The sequence below is a fragment of the Enterococcus sp. AZ196 genome (assembly GCF_050498845.1).
Taxonomy (GTDB): Bacteria; Bacillota; Bacilli; order Lactobacillales; family Enterococcaceae; genus Enterococcus_A; species Enterococcus_A murrayae.
Genome location: NZ_JBIPAM010000002.1, coordinates 1,273,241 through 1,289,641, shown reverse-complemented (window position 1 = coordinate 1,289,641; position 16,401 = coordinate 1,273,241). Strand labels below are relative to the sequence as shown.

17 protein-coding genes are annotated in these 16,401 nt (G+C 42.1%); 15 read left to right on the top strand and 2 right to left on the bottom strand.

Annotated features, from left to right (window positions below; all coding sequences use genetic code 11):
• Window positions 1-36 precede the first annotated feature (36 nt).
• Together IGI67_RS23820 and IGI67_RS23815 are read right to left on the bottom strand one after the other, a co-directional pair.
• Window positions 37-339 (bottom strand): PTS fructose transporter subunit IIB, encoded by a 303-nt coding sequence (locus IGI67_RS23820; protein WP_429959587.1) that lies wholly within the window; start codon window positions 337-339, stop codon window positions 37-39.
• A gap of 41 nt (window positions 340-380) precedes the next feature.
• Window positions 381-872, bottom strand: a complete 492-nt coding sequence (locus tag IGI67_RS23815; protein WP_429959586.1) for a PTS sugar transporter subunit IIA — start codon at window positions 870-872, stop codon at window positions 381-383.
• A gap of 155 nt (window positions 873-1,027) precedes the next feature.
• On the opposite strand from IGI67_RS23815, the gene IGI67_RS23810 reads away from it, so the two are divergent.
• From IGI67_RS23810 to IGI67_RS23740, 15 genes are all read left to right on the top strand, one after another.
• A complete protein-coding gene (locus tag IGI67_RS23810; protein ID WP_207108108.1) occupies window positions 1,028-1,804 on the top strand; it encodes a DeoR/GlpR family DNA-binding transcription regulator in 777 nt (258 codons plus the stop codon).
• A 34-nt stretch (window positions 1,805-1,838) separates the two neighbouring features.
• The gene (lacA, locus tag IGI67_RS23805; RefSeq protein WP_207108109.1) at window positions 1,839-2,267 is read left to right on the top strand and encodes a galactose-6-phosphate isomerase subunit LacA; all 429 of its coding nucleotides are present in this window, start codon (window positions 1,839-1,841) and stop codon (window positions 2,265-2,267) included.
• 18 nt (window positions 2,268-2,285) lie between these two features.
• Complete coding sequence (gene lacB / locus IGI67_RS23800; RefSeq protein ID WP_207108110.1) at window positions 2,286-2,801, top strand: galactose-6-phosphate isomerase subunit LacB; 516 nt, start codon at window positions 2,286-2,288, stop codon at window positions 2,799-2,801.
• Window positions 2,802-2,813: 12 nt separating this feature from the next.
• On the top strand, window positions 2,814-3,740 hold the full coding sequence (lacC, locus tag IGI67_RS23795; protein WP_429959585.1) for a tagatose-6-phosphate kinase: 927 nt from the start codon (window positions 2,814-2,816) through the stop codon (window positions 3,738-3,740).
• 15 nt (window positions 3,741-3,755) lie between these two features.
• Complete coding sequence (gene lacD, locus IGI67_RS23790; RefSeq protein WP_429959584.1) at window positions 3,756-4,742, top strand: tagatose-bisphosphate aldolase; 987 nt, start codon at window positions 3,756-3,758, stop codon at window positions 4,740-4,742.
• 724 nt (window positions 4,743-5,466) lie between these two features.
• A complete protein-coding gene (locus tag IGI67_RS23785) occupies window positions 5,467-6,135 on the top strand; it encodes a response regulator transcription factor (RefSeq protein ID WP_429959583.1) in 669 nt (222 codons plus the stop codon).
• Window positions 6,126-7,220, top strand: a complete 1,095-nt coding sequence (locus tag IGI67_RS23780; protein WP_207108121.1) for a sensor histidine kinase — start codon at window positions 6,126-6,128, stop codon at window positions 7,218-7,220. The genes IGI67_RS23785 and IGI67_RS23780 overlap by 10 nt, the downstream gene beginning before the upstream one ends.
• Window positions 7,221-7,273: 53 nt before the next feature.
• Window positions 7,274-8,539, top strand: coding sequence for an ABC transporter permease (locus IGI67_RS23775; RefSeq protein ID WP_429959582.1), 1,266 nt, complete (start codon window positions 7,274-7,276; stop codon window positions 8,537-8,539).
• Complete coding sequence (locus IGI67_RS23770; RefSeq protein ID WP_429959581.1) at window positions 8,536-9,207, top strand: ATP-binding cassette domain-containing protein; 672 nt, start codon at window positions 8,536-8,538, stop codon at window positions 9,205-9,207. The genes IGI67_RS23775 and IGI67_RS23770 overlap by 4 nt, the downstream gene beginning before the upstream one ends.
• A 52-nt stretch (window positions 9,208-9,259) precedes the next feature.
• Window positions 9,260-10,732, top strand: a complete 1,473-nt coding sequence (locus tag IGI67_RS23765; RefSeq protein ID WP_429959580.1) for an ABC transporter permease — start codon at window positions 9,260-9,262, stop codon at window positions 10,730-10,732.
• A gap of 12 nt (window positions 10,733-10,744) precedes the next feature.
• A complete protein-coding gene (locus IGI67_RS23760) occupies window positions 10,745-11,419 on the top strand; it encodes an ABC transporter ATP-binding protein (protein WP_207108124.1) in 675 nt (224 codons plus the stop codon).
• Window positions 11,412-12,833 carry a PASTA domain-containing protein gene (locus tag IGI67_RS23755; RefSeq protein WP_429959579.1) on the top strand — a complete coding sequence of 474 codons (1,422 nt, stop codon included), beginning with the start codon at window positions 11,412-11,414 and terminating at the stop codon, window positions 12,831-12,833. The genes IGI67_RS23760 and IGI67_RS23755 overlap by 8 nt, the downstream gene beginning before the upstream one ends.
• A 193-nt stretch (window positions 12,834-13,026) precedes the next feature.
• Window positions 13,027-13,407, top strand: coding sequence for a hypothetical protein (locus tag IGI67_RS23750; protein WP_429959578.1), 381 nt, complete (start codon window positions 13,027-13,029; stop codon window positions 13,405-13,407).
• Window positions 13,408-13,679: 272 nt separating this feature from the next.
• Window positions 13,680-14,540, top strand: coding sequence for a PRD domain-containing protein (locus tag IGI67_RS23745; protein WP_429959577.1), 861 nt, complete (start codon window positions 13,680-13,682; stop codon window positions 14,538-14,540).
• A gap of 1 nt (window position 14,541) precedes the next feature.
• Window positions 14,542-16,386, top strand: a complete 1,845-nt coding sequence (locus tag IGI67_RS23740; RefSeq protein ID WP_429959576.1) for a beta-glucoside-specific PTS transporter subunit IIABC — start codon at window positions 14,542-14,544, stop codon at window positions 16,384-16,386.
• The last annotated feature ends 15 nt before the right edge of the window (window positions 16,387-16,401 follow it).

Below are 16,401 nucleotides of genomic sequence, written 5' to 3'. Positions count from 1 at the left end.
AGGCTGAGCAAGTTGGTTCATTGAGCCATTTTTCGATTATTTGTTCAGCGATTGGATCGCGCTCTCCATACTTTGATAAACAGGCTCTGCCATCGCAGGGATACGATAGAGAATTGCACCTGCGTCAACAATGGGAATATTTACGTTGAAGCCCAAGTCCGTATTAGCGATTTGCGCGAAAATGTCATAATGCGAAAGCATGTCTTCATTGATGTCTTTGATCATTACGGCATCGCAGGTCACTTGATAGCCGCGGTTGCTCAATTCGGTTTCTAAGGCACTTTTGATTTGGTGGCTTGAATTCACTCCTGCACCACAGGCTGCTAAAATTTTGATCATGATTGTACTCTCCTTAATAAAATTATTTTTTATCCTGCAAATTATGCAGAAATTTCCATGTTAAAGTGTTCCTCTAAAAACTGATAGATCGCTTCTGTTTCCTCAAGCTTGAAAAACGCACAGAGCTCAGCTTTATCGACCGAATTGATGAAATCCATGATATCAGCCAGCATACCGGCCTGTGCTTCACCGTTTTCGTTCAAAATCATAAATAAGAAACGGGCAGAGAGTTGCTCGCTAGGCGAGATCATATTGTGAAATGTGATCTCTTTGTTCAATTTGATTGGAATGATTCGAGTTGTTTTGACATATTCGCTTTCCGTATGAGGGATCGCTATGTCAGGCAATCCTTCAGAAACAGGAGAAAGATCCAAGCCAGTCGGATAATTTCTTTCCCGCTCTAAAAGATTCTCCAAAAAATCCTCAGTAACTAACTGTTTGTTTAAGAGATCCAAATAAACTTCTTCGAAAACTTTTTCTTGTGTGTCCTGGTTGGAAACATAGGTTGTTTCTCTAAAAAAAAGCTTTTTCAAACAGAACAGCTCCTTTCTTAGTTCGTTTGTGTTTGTTTACACGTTGAGTATAATCGCTTACATCTGCTTTGTCAACACAAAACGAAAATAAATAAACATATACTGTTGAAAAATGTTTGATAATGTTTTATTATAAGTGTGTGGAGGGACAACCTATGCTGAAAACAGAGCGTCAACAATCAATCTTGGCCATGTGCGATCGCTATGGGACGATCACAGTGAAGTTCATTCAGGAAGTATTAGATGTTTCTGATATGACCATTCGGCGAGACCTGGAAGAGCTCGCTCAAAGGAAGAAGCTGCTGCGTGTTCATGGCGGCGCACAGAAAATAAACAATCAGGAAGTTTTCACATCTTCTATAGAAACAAACGAACTTTCCCATAATGAAAAAAAGAAGCTGCATACCAGAGAAAAAGAATACATCGCAAGAAATGCGGCGGCCTACATCACTAAAGAAGATGACACGATCTTCCTTGGTTCCGGGACGACGATTGAGTTGATGACTCAATACATCGAATCGTCTTCATTGCGGATTGTGACCAACAGTTTGCCGGTTTTCAATTTATTAAGTGAAACCAAACGATTTGAACTTTATCTGATCGGCGGACTCTATCGTGAAAAGACTGGTGCTTTTGTCGGTTCGATCGCCAATGAGGCAGTCCAGAAAATCGGGATCAAGAAGGCCTTTGTCGGTGTCAATGGCTTAAAAGGACCAGAGGTGTCCAACTTCAGTATTGAAGAAGGAACGCTGCAGAAAATCGTGTTGGACAACGCCGCTGAGAAATGTTTGGTTTCTGATGCGAACAAGTTCGATCATAGCGATTTTTATAATTTCTACGATCTGCGCAAGGTTGATGCACTATTTACGGATTCTACTCTTTCAGCAGAGCTGAAGAGTTATTATCAGCAATACACCAAAATTATTCAATAAAATAAGCGAGCTTTATTAGGAGGAGGAAATAGCAATGCGTGTAGTAATTGGTTCAGACAGTGATGGGATGAGACTCAAGGAAGTCATTAAGGAAGATCTGATCAATAAAGGATTTACTGTAGTAGACAAAAGTGAAACTGCTTCGGAGGATTTTGTGGAATCCACGTTGGCGATCGCCAATGATTTAAATGAAAACGAGGGCAGCTTAGGAGTAGCGATCGATGGTTATGGTGCCGGAAGCTTTATTACAGCGGTGAAGGTAAAAGGGATGGTGGCAGCGGAGGTCTCTGATGAGCGCAGTGCCTATATGACAAGGGAGCACAACAATTCCCGCATGATCACTCTCGGTTCAAAAATCGTCGGCGATGAGCTGGCACTAAACATCGTTCGAGAATTTTTACAGGCGAACTATGATGGCGGCCGTCATCAAATTCGGGTCGATATGCTAAACAAAATGGCGTAATCAGAAAGGATGAATAGAATGAAAATCGCAATCGGCTGTGACCACATCGTCACAGATACAAAAATGGCTGTATCAGATTTCTTAAAATCAAAGGGACATGAAGTGTTGGATATGGGGACGTATGACTTTACTCGAACCCATTATCCGATTTATGGAAAAAAAGTCGGGGAAGCTGTAACCAATGGTGAAGCAGATTTAGGTGTTTGCTTATGTGGTACCGGGGTTGGGATTAACAATGCGGTCAATAAGGTTCCTGGGATTCGCAGTGCTTTGGTGCGGGACATGACCACCGCGATTTACGCGAAGGAGCAATTGAATGCTAATGTGATTGGTTTTGGCGCTCGAATCACCGGCGAATTCTTGATCTGTGACATTTTGGAGGCCTTTATCCAAGCAGAGTATCAAGAAACGGAAGAAAACAAAAAATTGATCGCCAAGATTGATCATGTCGAAAAAGCCAGCGCTGATCAAGCCGATCCGCATTTCTTCGATGAATTTATCGAAAAATGGGACCGCGGCGAATACCACGATTAAGAGGGCGGTTAAATGATTCTAACTATTACGATGAATCCTTCGATCGACATTTCCTATCCACTAGCAGAATTTAAGCTGGATACAGTTAATCGAGTGAAAAATGTTCGCAAAACAGCTGGGGGCAAGGGGTTGAATGTGACCCGCATCTTGAAACAATTAGAGGCCGAGGTGACTGCCAGCGGTTTGATCGGAGGATTTTTAGGAGAAGAAATCAAGAAAGAATTGGATCAGAATAGAATTTCTCATGACTTTTTACCAATCAGCGGGGAGACGCGGAATTGCATCGCTGTGCTGCACGAGGGGCAGCAGACGGAAATTCTAGAAAGCGGACCGGTTATTTCTGAAGCAGAAGCGGCGAAATTTCTGCAGCATTTCGAACGCTTAGCGGCAAAAGCAGATATTATCTCTATTTCCGGCAGCCTGCCGGAGGGATTACCGATGGATTATTATAGCCGCATGCTGCAGGTATGTCGGGAAAAACCAGTGGTTTTAGACTGCTCCGGCGACGCTTTGAACGCAGTACTTGTTGGTGAGGTTAAGCCTCGCTTGATCAAGCCGAACTCCGAAGAGCTTGCAGGATTACTAGGTCGAAGTGTTTCTAGCGATACAGCAGCATTAAAAGCGGCGTTGTCTGATCCGATGTTTGCGGGGATCGAATGGATCGTCGTTTCTATGGGCGGCGAGGGCGCGTTTGCGAAGCACCGCGATACATTTTATCGTGTCACCATTCCTAAAATCACAGTGGCAAATCCTGTCGGGTCCGGCGATGCGACGGTGGCTGGTTTAACTGCGGCGCTTGAAAAAGAGCGGTCTGCTGAAGACGTGTTAAAGCAGGGCAACGTTTTAGGAATGTTAAATGCCGAAGAAGCAACAACGGGACACGTAAATCTTACCAACTATCACTCATTATTCGAACAAATTGAAGTAGCGGAAGTCTAATAGGAGGGCATGAAAATGAACGAAGAAAAGCGGCAATTTATCAAGCAATTATGCAATGAAGAGGGAGTGATCGGAGCGCTAGCAATCGATCAGCGGGGAGCATTGAAAAAAATGATCACGAAGTTCAAGGGCAGCGCTGCCGAAGAATCGGAGATTATCGAATTTAAGGAACTTGTCTCCTCTCAATTAACCAAATACGCGTCATCGATTTTGCTAGATCCGGAATATGGATTACCCGCAGCGAGTGTACGAGCAGAAACGGCCGGTCTATTACTAGCCTATGAAAAAACAGGCTATGACGCATCAACTCCTGGCCGGTTACCGGATTTATTATCGATCTGGTCAGTCAAACGCCTAAAGGAAGCCGGCGCCGATGCCTGCAAATTTTTGCTTTATTATGATGTGGATGAAGCCAAAGAAATCAACGACCAAAAGCATGCCTTCATCGAACGCATCGGTTCAGAATGTCAGGCAGAGAACCTGCCATTTTTCCTAGAGCTGGTTTCTTACGATGCGGATATTTCTGACGCAGGCTCGAAGGCATATGCACTTAAAAAACCGCATAAGGTGAATGAAATGATGAAGGAATTTTCTGATCCGCGTTATGGTGTAGATGTCTTAAAAGTAGAAGTACCAGTCAATATGAATTACGTTGAAGGCTACGCTGCCGGTGAAGTCGTGTATACCAAAGCAGAAGCTGCAAACTTCTTCAAGGAACAGGCCGAAGCAACGAACTTGCCATTCATCTTTTTGAGTGCTGGTGTAAAAGCCGAGCTGTTTCAGGAAACGCTGCGCTTTGCGAAAAACGCGGGCTCAACCTTCAATGGTGTACTTTGCGGCCGTGCCACATGGGCTGACGGAGTAGAAAGCTATATCGCGGATGGTAAAGAAGCGGCGATTGAATGGATGAATACACAAGGACGTAAAAATATTGAAGAATTAAATGCGGTGTTGAAAGAAACCGCCACACCAGTGGAAGCACTGACTGCCGCTTTGTCTTAAAAAGAATTTCCAACTAAATTTATCAATTAAGACCCAGATACCTAAACTCTGGCAAAATGTCTGATAAAGGCACTTTGCTGAAGGAGCTTTCGTGTCTGGGTTTTTCAATACGGCTTTCTATTTCGGTGAAGGATTGATCCAGTTCTAATAATCAGAAACAGATCAAGTATAGAAAAAATAGTACAGGAGAATCCGTTCATAAAATGATAATAGGCCGATTTCAATTTTTCTTTAATAAACGAAAGAAAAATCACTAAAAACCTTTCGTTTATAAAGTATTTCTGTGATTCACTTAATTATTTTAGCGAAGCACTTTATTGAATGAAGTGAAGCTTGGTTCTATTCGACTCGCTAACAAGTTTTAGGGTGGGAAAATCGCCGAGAATGAGACATCTGAGACCATGTTTCATCGACACGCGGATTTTGAATAGAAAGCTTTTGAGACGGAACTAGAAAAACTCTTTACCGTAAGTATAATAAGAATATAAAGCAAAACGACTATATACTTTCGAAATGGAAAGAATATAGTCGTTTTACTTTCATTTTGTTAAGTTTTTTTCAAAACGGCTTTCGGGATTATATGCTTTTTAGCCTTCAGCTTTTTTTGACTATTTGACGAAAATCTTGAAATCTTCACAAAAATAAAATGGACATTCATAAAGAAGCTGTACTATTCTAAAAAGAATAGGAACGATCATTTTATCCAATTGAGGAGTGAGAATAGATGCGTGTATTGGTAGTTGAGGACAATCGTGAATTGGCTTTGTCAGTGAAAAAGGGCCTGGAGCAAGAGAATATTTCAGTAGATCTAGCTTATGATGGTGAGCTGGGAGAAGAAAAGGCCTTCGTAAATGCCTACGATGGCATCTTGTTGGATTTGAATTTGCCTAAAAAGGATGGGCTAGAAGTTTTGCGGCATTTAAGAGAATCCGAGGTTGAAAGTCCGGTGATTATTATTACTGCTCGCGATGAGATCGAAGAGCGGGCGAAGGGATTAGATTTTGGTGCCGATGACTATTTAGTTAAGCCTTTTGAGCTATTAGAGCTGAAAGCGCGTCTGCGGGCAGTTATTAGACGGTATCATGGCCGCGCGCTGCCGCAGATTTCGATCGGAGGGCTGATGGTTGATCCTGTTTCGCGCAAGGCCAGCTATCTGCAAAAGGAAATTTTATTGAAGCCGAAGGAATTTGATATTTTGCTGTGTATCGCGCAGCGTTATCCGGCGGTTGTCTCGTCTGAAGAAATATCTGAGCATGTCTATGATGAAGATTTTGATCCATTTTCTTCCGTCCTGCGCGTTCATCTGGCTCGCTTGAAAAAGAAGCTGGCTGAAGCTGCGGAGAAGGAAGTCTTAAAAACGATCCGAGCAAAGGGGTATCAACTATGCGACTAAATTTTAAAATGACGATTACCATGCTGACGTTCTCATTGCTGGTGACCGGAGTGATTTTAGGTAGCTTTTTCTTTTTGCGAAACAATGTAGAAAGTATCAGCTTTGCTTCTGCGTTGGGTGAGAATGTTTATATCATGGGAGAAGAGGCGACGGTCCAGTCAAAAACAAACTTGGATGTCTCAGAATCAAAAAACGGTGAGACAATGAACATTTCAATGCTGGACAAGGCTTATCGAGATGAGCTGTTCAAGTATTTACCGGCGATGGTGCTGGTGATTTGTTCGGCAGTTTTATTGCTGACCTTTTTGCTCTGGCTAGTATTACGCAAAATTTACAGCAATCAAATAGTGGCGATCACTCATGACTTAACGTTTATTGATCAATTGCCTAAAAATACCGTAAAAGATGAGGTGCTTAGTGAAGCCTTCAACAAATTAAAGGATAAATTTGACGGCCATCTGGAGGATTATCGCCGCTTGAATAGCTATTTGACCCATGAACAAAAGAATGCCATCGCGATTTTGCGCACCAATCTTGAAATTGAGCGTCAAAGTGCGAATCAAGGAAATTTAGCACTTTTAGATCGTTTAACTGACAGTATCGATGATATTTTGACCTTATCGAACAATACGAGTGATCTTGGAGAAGAGGTCGTAGATGTTTCTTTAGTCTGTGCAGAGGTTTGCGATGCCTATAAAAAGAATTATCCGAATCTTTTGTTTCAGTTTGATGAGGAGGCTTCCACGCTGATCAAAGGACGCGATCGTTGGATTTATCGCGCGGTTTCCAATTTGGTGGACAATGCGATTAAATATGGTGAGGGCAAGCTGGTAACCGTGACGATCACAAACCAAAACGAAAGTGTCATTATTGAAGTGAGGGATCAGGGAATTGGGATACCTCAAGAAAAACAGTCAGAGATTTTTTCCCATCACTACCGAGTCAACGGCTTGAAGCAAGACGGTTACGGAATCGGGCTGTCAGTGGTGTCCCACGTCTGTGATTTGTGTCGCGGGTTTGTTTACTTAGAAAGTATGGAAAAACTAGGTTCGACGTTTTATTTAAGTTTTCCTAGTGTGGGTTAACATTCAGTTAACAGAGAATTTGCTACGATACGCTCATAGGAGGAGAGAAAGCGATGATCATCATCCGACATGCTTGGCTAAATCTTAAGCGCAACCGCCTCAGTCACTTGAAGCTCAGCTGTTTCATTTTTCTGCTTACGCTGACTGTTTTCTCAATGCTGCAGATCTATCGAAGGGCGACGATTTATTTTACAGAGTATCGCGATCAAGCAGCGACTGTTGTAAAGGGCGTTCAGGATTTAAATCAAACAGGACAAGCAAACAAATTGAATACAACCGATTATGAACGATTGAAACAGTTGCCATACGTAAAGAGGAGTCAATTAACCGGGCAAAGCATCATCTCATCGTCTATAGCCCAACCGACAGAGCAGGATCAAACAGCTGTTGGGTATTATAGCTTTTCGTCGGAGGCTAACAACGGAAATTATCTACCGGTGACGATGCTGGACGATGACTCTTTAAAAACACTTTTAACTGATAAAAAAGAACAGCTTCAGGGAACGGTCCCGCTGGAAAAAGGAACGTGTGTCATCAGCGAAGCATTGGCAAATGCCAATAAGCTCAAGGTGAATGATACCATCCAGCTCGGCGCAAAAGGCCAGGAGCAAAAGGTCAGAATCGCAGGGATTGCGAACTATTCAACAACGGAACAGCTGGCAACGCTCAATACACTGCTGATCAACTGGAAAACAGAAACGATGCTACAGAAAAATATCATGCAGCCTTTTTCCACTGTGATGTTCCAATTGACCAGCAAAAAGGAAATAAAAAAATTTGTAAAAGACTTTAAAAAAATGGACTCCTTTAAAAACTATTCGCTGATCAGTCAGAGCTGGTCGCAGGGATTGCTTCAGACAACCAAAGACACGCTGGACTTACTGTTTAATGGGCTAATCGTTGCCTTAATTTTGGGAGTAGTTCTGATCGCTGCTGTTTATCAGTACCATATCAAACAGCGAAAAGATTTTTATACGCTGCACTTGATGGGGCTGGATCGCAGAATTTTGTCCTTCAGCAGCTCGCTGGAATATCTGGTCATTGTTATAGTGATTGGTCTCAGTGCATTTTTTACTTCCCAACAGCTCAGCCGCTGGATCACTGGAGGATGGCTGCTCAAGCTTCAGAAGAACTTGGCCCAGCAGGAGCCGTTTGTAGACTGGCTATTGCCTCATTTTGAGCAAAATGCTGGGGCGGGCTGGCAGAATTACGCTGGAGCATTCTTCTTAGGTGTTGGCCTGCTAATCATGCTTCTGCTGGTGAATCTCCGAATCGCTCAGATCATTCGTGATCCGTTACAGGAGGTGGCCAGAAGATGACTGAATGGGTATTAAAAAATGTCGAGTATCGTTATGAGCGTTCAGAGATAAAAACGCTGGACGGGATTCACGGAAGCTTTCAAACAGGAAAAAGCTACCAGATTTTTGGGAACCCAGGCAGCGGAAAATCAACGTTATTGGCTCTTTTTGCCGGCTTGGCGGTTTGCACCAAAGGCTCTCTGACAGTTTCAGGTCAGGAAATCGCTTCTCTTGAGCGAAACATTTACCGTGGCCGTGAGACGACGTGCCTCTTTCAAGCAGGAAGCTTATTAAAGGATTCCCCTTTAGCGAATCTGGAGATGGAAGTCTTGCTTTCTGGTGCCAAGCTTGAGAAAGAGCGGCTGAAAAGAATCCTGCTAGCTGTAGGGCTGGCGGAAAATCAGTTGAAGACTCCGACAAATCGATTATCAGAAAAAAATCGTCAATTAGTGGCCCTAGCGAAGCTGCTTGCTAAGCAGCATGCCAAGCTGATTTTAATCGATGAGCCTGAAAAAGTGTTCAGTGAATGCGGAGTGCCAGTTGCCATGGAGCTTCTTAGAAACCACTGCCTACAGCAGGAAAAGTGTTTAATTTTTACCACTCAATCAACACAATCGGTCCAATTTGCGGATGAACTATGGGGTCTTAATGGAGGGAAATTACTCTTTATTAAGGAACAACACCCTTAGGCAAGATCTCGCTTTCCAACCATCTAAGTTCTTTAATAGGAAGGATACGAAGATGAATTATTGGAAACGAGCGAAAAGCAGTATTTTTAGAAGCAAAGGAAAATCATTGATCTTGTTTGCGGTCATTTTTGTTTTAGGCAATGTGATTGCCGGAGCGATTGCGATTCAGCAATCAACGGCAAATGTTGAGAAAAAAATGAAGCAGCAGCTAGGAGCGACTGTCGCTCCCGAATTAGATTTGAATAAAATATTAGAGCAAAACGAAAACGGAGAGGTTCAAGCCACTTCACAGCATGAAAGCCTAAAAGAGGAAACAATCAAAAAGATGGGCAGCTCTCCATATGTAAAGGATTATGATTATAGCTATCTTGCGTACTTGACGGTAAAGAATTTCAAGACCTATGAGCTGAAGCAGCAGGGAGATATGCAATTCTCCACGCCATTCAAATCTATGACCTTAAAGGGCAGCAACAGCACCGAGCCGATGGATTTCAAAAATAAGAAGGTCAAATTAGTCGATGGACGAATGCTGACAAAAGAGGAGCTGTCTGGAAAAAAACCAGTTGCTTTGATTTCAAAAAAGGTCGCGGATGAAAATGGCCTCTCGGTTGGCGATCAAATGGTATTGGATACGTTGAGTTTGGCACCGAAAGAAGACGGCACGATGGATTCGCAGGATTCGACTGAGCATGCTGTGAAAATCGTGGGGTTATTTGAACCTATCAAATTGGATAAAAAGAAAAGCGATGGACAGAGCGGTCAGGAGTCCATGAATCAGCAGATTACCGAGATGGAGCTGTATAATACGGCTTTTGTTTCCAACGGTCTCGTTCGAGAAGTCAATAAAATCGAAGCTGAGAACCTGCCGGCTGAATCGCAAAAGGAAATGAGCGAGGAAGTAGCGCCGATCTTCACACTGAAATCACCAGATGATGTTGACGCCTTTAAAGCAGAAATCAAGCCGTTACTGCCGAGTGGATACAAAGCTGTCGCTTCCACTGATGAATTTGACAAAGTAGGCGCTAGTGTGAAGCGTCTCTCTAAAATTTCTGGTTATGTAGTATTATTGGCCGTTTTGGCTTCATTATTAATCATTTCACTAGTAGTCGTACTCTTCATGAAGGATCGTCGCCATGAATGGGGGATTTATCTATCCTTAGGCGAACATCGAAAGAATATCATGAAACAGGTGGTTGCTGAATTATTAGTCATCAGCGTTGCCGCATTGTTGATCTCTCTTATATCGGGGAATGTTTTAGGAAAAATGGTTTCGGAATCCTTGATCGCCGGCGATACGCTGGATCAAGCGGCCCAAAATGTCGGAAATCAAATGATTTCGATGGGAGGCGTCTCTGTTTTAGGGTCTTCACTATCGAATCAAGATGTTCTAAGCAATTATGAAGTACGTTTTACCTTACCGTATATCGCCACTTTCTTAATTGCCGGTATTGGTACAATTCTATTGGCCGCTATCTTACCATTAACCTATGTAATGCGGCTTAATCCTAAGAAAATCATGATGTAAAGGGGTATGACAATGACAATTTTAGAAGCAAGAGAGTTAAGTTATTTCTATCAAGATGGTGGAAAGCAGCGCATGATTCTGCAAGACACGTCAGTGAAATTTGAAAAGGGGCGCTTTTATACGATCTTGGGCGAGTCAGGTTCAGGCAAAACCACCTTTTTATCGCTGATCAGTGCATTGGATACGCCCAGCTCCGGTGAAATCTTATATAACGGGGAAGACATTAAGAAAATCGGTCATGAACGCTTCCGTCGGGATGATGTCAGTATCATTTTTCAAAACTACAATTTAGTTCCATATTTGACGGGATTGGAGAATGTTTTGGTTGCGATGTCGATCACGGATAACGAAATGCCGAAGGACACGATTGAGATAGCCTATAACCTTTTGGATTATATCGGAATTAATAAGGCCAAGGCTGATCGTTTGGTCAACCAGCTTTCCGGTGGTGAACAGCAGCGGATCGCGATTGCCCGTGCTTTGGCGACCAATGTGGACATTATCCTAGCCGATGAACCGACAGGAAATCTGGATGTGGGGATGGAGGAAGAGATCGTAACGATTTTTAAGGAATTGGCTGCCATTCACAATAAATGTGTGATCGTGGTGACCCATTCAAGAGAGATCGCGGAACAATCCGATGAGACCTTCTATTTAAATCAAGGTGAGCTGCTGCCGTATGAGTGATTTTCTATCGAACTTCAATGGTGATAATTACGATCGCCGAAAGGAAGAGAAGGAGCCGCGCAAGGAGCTGCCGAAGCAAGAAAAGCAGCCACCACCTAAAAAAGCCCCTTCCTCAGAGGAACGAAAAGAGCCGCCTGAGCCGCAACTAAAGCGAAGAAATCCTGGCTTGAAGGACGGCATCGATCCTTCCTATCAAAAACAAAAAAAACGGAAACAGCGCTTGATAATTTTGGCAGTTATTGCGGCGTGCGTGCTGCTAGGGGGATTCTACTATCAGCAGACACACGTTAAAGTGCCAAATTTCATCGGAAAGAATCTGACGGATGTTCAGGTTTGGGCAACGGAGAATAAGGTGAAGCCTAAGATCAAGCAAATTTACGATCGAGGGAAGGATGCCAATACGATTTTATCTCAAGAAGAAAAAGCCGGTTCGCGTGTTAAAAAGGGCGGTGTGCTGAATGTGACCAACAGCTTAGGCGCGGATCCCGATGAAAAGCTGCCGCTTCCGGATTTTATGAAAATGAACAAGCAGCAGGCAGAGAGATGGATCAAAGAGAACAAAGCGGAAAATCTTTCCTTGATTGAAGAATACAGCGATACTATTGAAAAAGGCCGCCCGCTTCGAGCAGAGATTGCTAACGCAGAGGTAACGCCAGAAACGTATAAACGAAAAGATGCAGCCAAGGTTTATTTCTCAAAAGGAAAGCAGACGTACCAAAAAGACATCAAGGTACCGGATTTTCAACGGAAGCCGCGTAGTGAGGTGGAAACCTGGGCGAAGAACAATGAAATCGATTTGACCTACGAGGAAAAAACCTCCAATGAAATACCCGCAGACAGCATCATGGAGCAAAGCATCGCAAAAGATGAAAAGATCGCGAAAAAGGATAAAATGAGCGTGACTGTGTCCTTAGGTAAAGGCTATGTTGTTCCGAATTTTTCAGATTACAGCTTGGAAGATGCTGGTACTGCTTTGGAGGGTGTACAGGTGCAGGCAAAGGGCGTTTATACAGAAAACCTGCCATATGGTCAATTAGTCTCACAAAGCGTTGAAGCGGGAAAGGTCCTGAGTGCGAAGGATGATTTAACGATCAAAGTTTACTATTCTTTAGGCCGTCCCTACATGAAGGATTTGCGAGGAACAATGGTGGAAGGCGGACTGCAGAAATACTTCCACGATGAATTCCAATCAAAAGGGGCAAATATCAATTATGTCATTCGCCGTGTAGACTCTGATCAGCCTAAAGGAACTGTTGTGGGAATGAGTCATTTCAGTGATTATATTCCGTTGAATCTGACTGTATCGATCGACATCAGCTTAGGCAATCTAGGATCAGCGCCGACTAGCTTCCCAAACAACAATAATGGAGGCGGAAGCGACAGCGGAGAGAATCAAGAAACCCCTAGCGAATAGGCGCAGATCGTAAGAAGATATATTATTATTGCCAAAAAAAGAAATAAATTTTATAAACCCATTCACTAGTTTAGTGAATGGGTTTATTTGTGTTCGTCTAAACATAATTATTTGTGTTATAATAGGAATTATATTAATATTAAATCAATCATAAATATCATTTATTTGTTTTTGTAAAATGGAGGATTTATAAATGGAAGGAACAACAGAAGAGCAAGATCGAATTCGCCGAGGGACGTTGCTAATTTCAGTATTGCTGCTATTGAGCAGTGTGGGAGGCTATTTCGTTTATCAGCATTTCTACCAGCCGGAGCTGCAGGTAACATTTGTCAGCAGAAAAGTTTTGCCGGAAACAGGCACACGAAAAAAAGAAGCCGAGAAATCTTCTGAAGAGACAAAAAATTATTCAGAAATAAAAGTAAATCAGTCAAGCAGAAAAACAGTTAAAGAGCTGGAGCAAGACCCATTGAAGGCACAAGCATCATTGTCTGGAGAGCATTTGAAAAAGAAAACTCCCGCTGACTCTCGTTTAAGGGTGTTCAGACTGAGTGATAAAATAGAGGTTTTACCGTAAGCAATTAAATGACTTATTTCAGAGTTTAAAACAAGAGATAGACAAGCTTTCTGAAATAATTCCCTCTATTGTAGAGGAACATAAATAAAAGAAAGCGTTGACACAGCAAAAATCATCCTTTACAATGAGGGTGAGAAAACTTAAATCAAAGCAACGGTGGTAGTTGCTGCTTTGAGTATGTTACTGATTGTGCAGGCAGAACTCAAATTACCTTAGGATAAATACACTATCCTTAGGTAATTTGGGTTTTTTTGTTTGAAAGGAGGGAAAGCATGATAATCAGTCAAATTTTGAACAACAATGTAGCTATTGTAAAAAAAGGGAGCAACACCCAAACACGTGGAAATGAAATTATCGTTTACTCGAAAGGAGTCGCTTTTAAACGAAAAGTTGGCGACAGCATTGAAGAAAAAGACATTCAAAAAACGTACGTACTGGATTCACATGATAAATTGGAGCATTTCAGCTACTTACTTTCAAACACCAAAGATGAATACCTACAGATTGTAACCAAGACGATCGAATATGGTGAAAAAGTCATTCAGAAGAATGTTTCCGATTATCTCTATCTGGCGTTGCTGGATCACATTGATTTTGCGATAAAACGATTGCAGAAAGAACAGATCGTTAAAAGTCCACTAGATTGGGAGGTTCGAAAGTTTTATCCAGACCATTATAAAATTGGACTTTACGCTGTGAAATTGATTGAAGAAGCAACTGGCATGGCTTGTCCAAATGAGGAAGCAGTTTCTGTCGCGTTACATTTTATCAATCTCCAAACAAAGGGTAGTGAAGAGGATAATATGATGCGAATGATGGAAACTGTACGTGACATTTTATCCATTATTAAGTATCACTTCCGATTAGATTTTGAAGAGGAAAGTATCAATTACATTCGTTTAGTCACTCATCTCCAATATTTCATTATACGGATGTTTAAGAATGAGGCATTTACGTCAAATGAGACTGAGCTCAATCGACAAATTCGTAAACTTTATCCAGAAGCTTATAGCTGTGTGAACAAAATACGCATTTATGTTAGAGACGCATTTGAAAAGGAGCTTTCTGATGATGAAGAAGCTTATCTGATGCTTCACATTCAGCGTGTCACAAAACGAGAAGAGGGGAACTAAAATGAACTATCAAGAATTTTGCCACCAGTTGATCGAGTTGGTCGGCGGCAAAGAAAATATTCAAAGTGTAACGAATTGTATGACGCGTTTGCGTTTTAAATTAAAAGATCGCAGTATTGCCAAAACCGAAGAAATCAAGGATTTGCCAGATGTAATCGATGTAGTTTCTAATGATGTGGCCTATCAAGTGATCATCGGAACACAGGTCCAAGATATTCGTCCGGAGATGAATCAGATTTTAGGTTTAAGCGGAGAAAACGTTAAAAGTGAATCTGGTGAAAAAGAAAAATTTGTTACGATGGCCTTGCGCATTTTGTCTGAAGCAATGGGCCCGATCCTAACTCCGATAATGGCTGCCGGTTTGTTGGCCGGAATTTTATCACTGATCTCATTGACCGGATTAGTATCAGCAGAAAGCTCAACTTATCTGATTTTGGATGCGATTCGCCAGTCCGTGTTTTTCTTCCTGCCAGTTTTGATTGCGATTTCATTTAGTCGTCAATTAGGTGTGAATGAGTATTTGGCGGTCGTAATCGCGCTGACACTGATGTCTGAATCCATCAATGGTGCGAAAGGGTTAGATTTTCTTGGGCTAAAATTACCTGAGACGACCTATTCAAACTCATTCTTCCCGATTATTCTTAGTATCATTTTCATGAAGTACTTAACGAAAGCATTGGAGAAAATCATTCCCAAAGCACTCCAATACTTCTTTAATCCAGTCCTGATATTGATCATTACTTTACCAATCACCTTGATTTTATTCGGACCATTGGGAACGTATATTGGTGATGGTTTAAATTTCGTTTTTGACTTTATTGGAAATACATTTGGAAGCTGGAGTGTCGTGATGTTGTATGCGGCTTTGCAGCCGTTCCTGATCACAATTGGTGCAGGAAACTTTATTATTCCGATCTTTATGAACTCTTATGCAACATTAGGCTACGATCCGGTCTTTACAGCTGCATGGATTATTTCAGATATTGCTGTATGTGGTGCGGTTATGGGCTATTTCTTCCGCTCGAAGGACAAAAAGCAAAAGCAGCTATTTGGTACAACTGCCTTTAGTGCTTTCATGAGTGTAACTGAGCCAGCTATTTATGGGGTATTTGTTAAATATCGTCGTCCCTACATCGCTGTAATGATTGGCGGGGGGCTAGGAGGTTTATTTGCCGGGTTAATGAAAGTCGTAGGTTACGCTCCTGTTGGTTTGTTTGGTCTTGCTTCATTTATTGGAAAAGACAATTACTCAAACTTTTATATGATGGTGATTGCAGTCATTATTGGTTTTATCGGCGCAGGAATCGCGGCATTTGTTTTAGGTATTCCTGATGATGACAAAGTAAAAGAAAAGCAGGCAGTGTCAGTTGAAACAGGAGAAGAAGCAGTTACAAAATTGTTAGTCAAAGCACCTGTCAAAGGAACAAATGTCGCATTGAGCAAGGTCAATGATAAGGCTTTTTCTTCATCTGCTTTAGGAAAAGGCTTAGGGATCGAACCTGAGGAAGATACGATCTATGCACCTGTTGATGGGGAGGTCGTAAGTTTATTCCCTACCAATCATGCGATCGGAATCAAAACGGAATACGGCGTTGAGATATTGATTCATATTGGCATCAACACAGTCGAGCTGGATGGAAAACACTTTGAAGCATTTGTTAAACAAGGCGATAAAGTTTCAGCAGGGGATGCCATTTTGAAAGCGAATATGGCCGAAATCAGAAATGCAGGGTATGATCCAGTCGTAATTACGGTCATTACAAATACGGCAGATTATTTAGATGTTTTACCATCAAATGATCCGAGCTTGAATAACGAAGAGGACTGTTTAACAGTCGTAGTCTAAATAATGGAGGTTGAG

What these genes read in the sequence shown, in the direction of transcription:
- IGI67_RS23750 (WP_429959578.1), top strand. Translation starts at nt 13,027, where the DNA reads ATGGAAGGAACAACAGAAGAGCAAGATCGAATTCGCCGAGGGACGTTG.
- IGI67_RS23740 (WP_429959576.1), top strand. Translation starts at nt 14,542, where the DNA reads ATGAACTATCAAGAATTTTGCCACCAGTTGATCGAGTTGGTCGGCGGC.
- IGI67_RS23755 (WP_429959579.1), top strand. Translation starts at nt 11,412, where the DNA reads ATGAGTGATTTTCTATCGAACTTCAATGGTGATAATTACGATCGCCGA.
- IGI67_RS23780 (WP_207108121.1), top strand. Translation starts at nt 6,126, where the DNA reads ATGCGACTAAATTTTAAAATGACGATTACCATGCTGACGTTCTCATTG.
- IGI67_RS23775 (WP_429959582.1), top strand. Translation starts at nt 7,274, where the DNA reads ATGATCATCATCCGACATGCTTGGCTAAATCTTAAGCGCAACCGCCTC.
- IGI67_RS23810 (WP_207108108.1), top strand. Translation starts at nt 1,028, where the DNA reads ATGCTGAAAACAGAGCGTCAACAATCAATCTTGGCCATGTGCGATCGC.
- IGI67_RS23745 (WP_429959577.1), top strand. Translation starts at nt 13,680, where the DNA reads ATGATAATCAGTCAAATTTTGAACAACAATGTAGCTATTGTAAAAAAA.
- IGI67_RS23760 (WP_207108124.1), top strand. Translation starts at nt 10,745, where the DNA reads ATGACAATTTTAGAAGCAAGAGAGTTAAGTTATTTCTATCAAGATGGT.
- IGI67_RS23770 (WP_429959581.1), top strand. Translation starts at nt 8,536, where the DNA reads ATGACTGAATGGGTATTAAAAAATGTCGAGTATCGTTATGAGCGTTCA.
- IGI67_RS23785 (WP_429959583.1), top strand. Translation starts at nt 5,467, where the DNA reads ATGCGTGTATTGGTAGTTGAGGACAATCGTGAATTGGCTTTGTCAGTG.
- IGI67_RS23765 (WP_429959580.1), top strand. Translation starts at nt 9,260, where the DNA reads ATGAATTATTGGAAACGAGCGAAAAGCAGTATTTTTAGAAGCAAAGGA.
- IGI67_RS23820 (WP_429959587.1), bottom strand. Translation starts at nt 339, where the DNA reads ATGATCAAAATTTTAGCAGCCTGTGGTGCAGGAGTGAATTCAAGCCAC.
- lacA (WP_207108109.1), top strand. Translation starts at nt 1,839, where the DNA reads ATGCGTGTAGTAATTGGTTCAGACAGTGATGGGATGAGACTCAAGGAA.
- lacD (WP_429959584.1), top strand. Translation starts at nt 3,756, where the DNA reads ATGAACGAAGAAAAGCGGCAATTTATCAAGCAATTATGCAATGAAGAG.
- lacC (WP_429959585.1), top strand. Translation starts at nt 2,814, where the DNA reads ATGATTCTAACTATTACGATGAATCCTTCGATCGACATTTCCTATCCA.
- lacB (WP_207108110.1), top strand. Translation starts at nt 2,286, where the DNA reads ATGAAAATCGCAATCGGCTGTGACCACATCGTCACAGATACAAAAATG.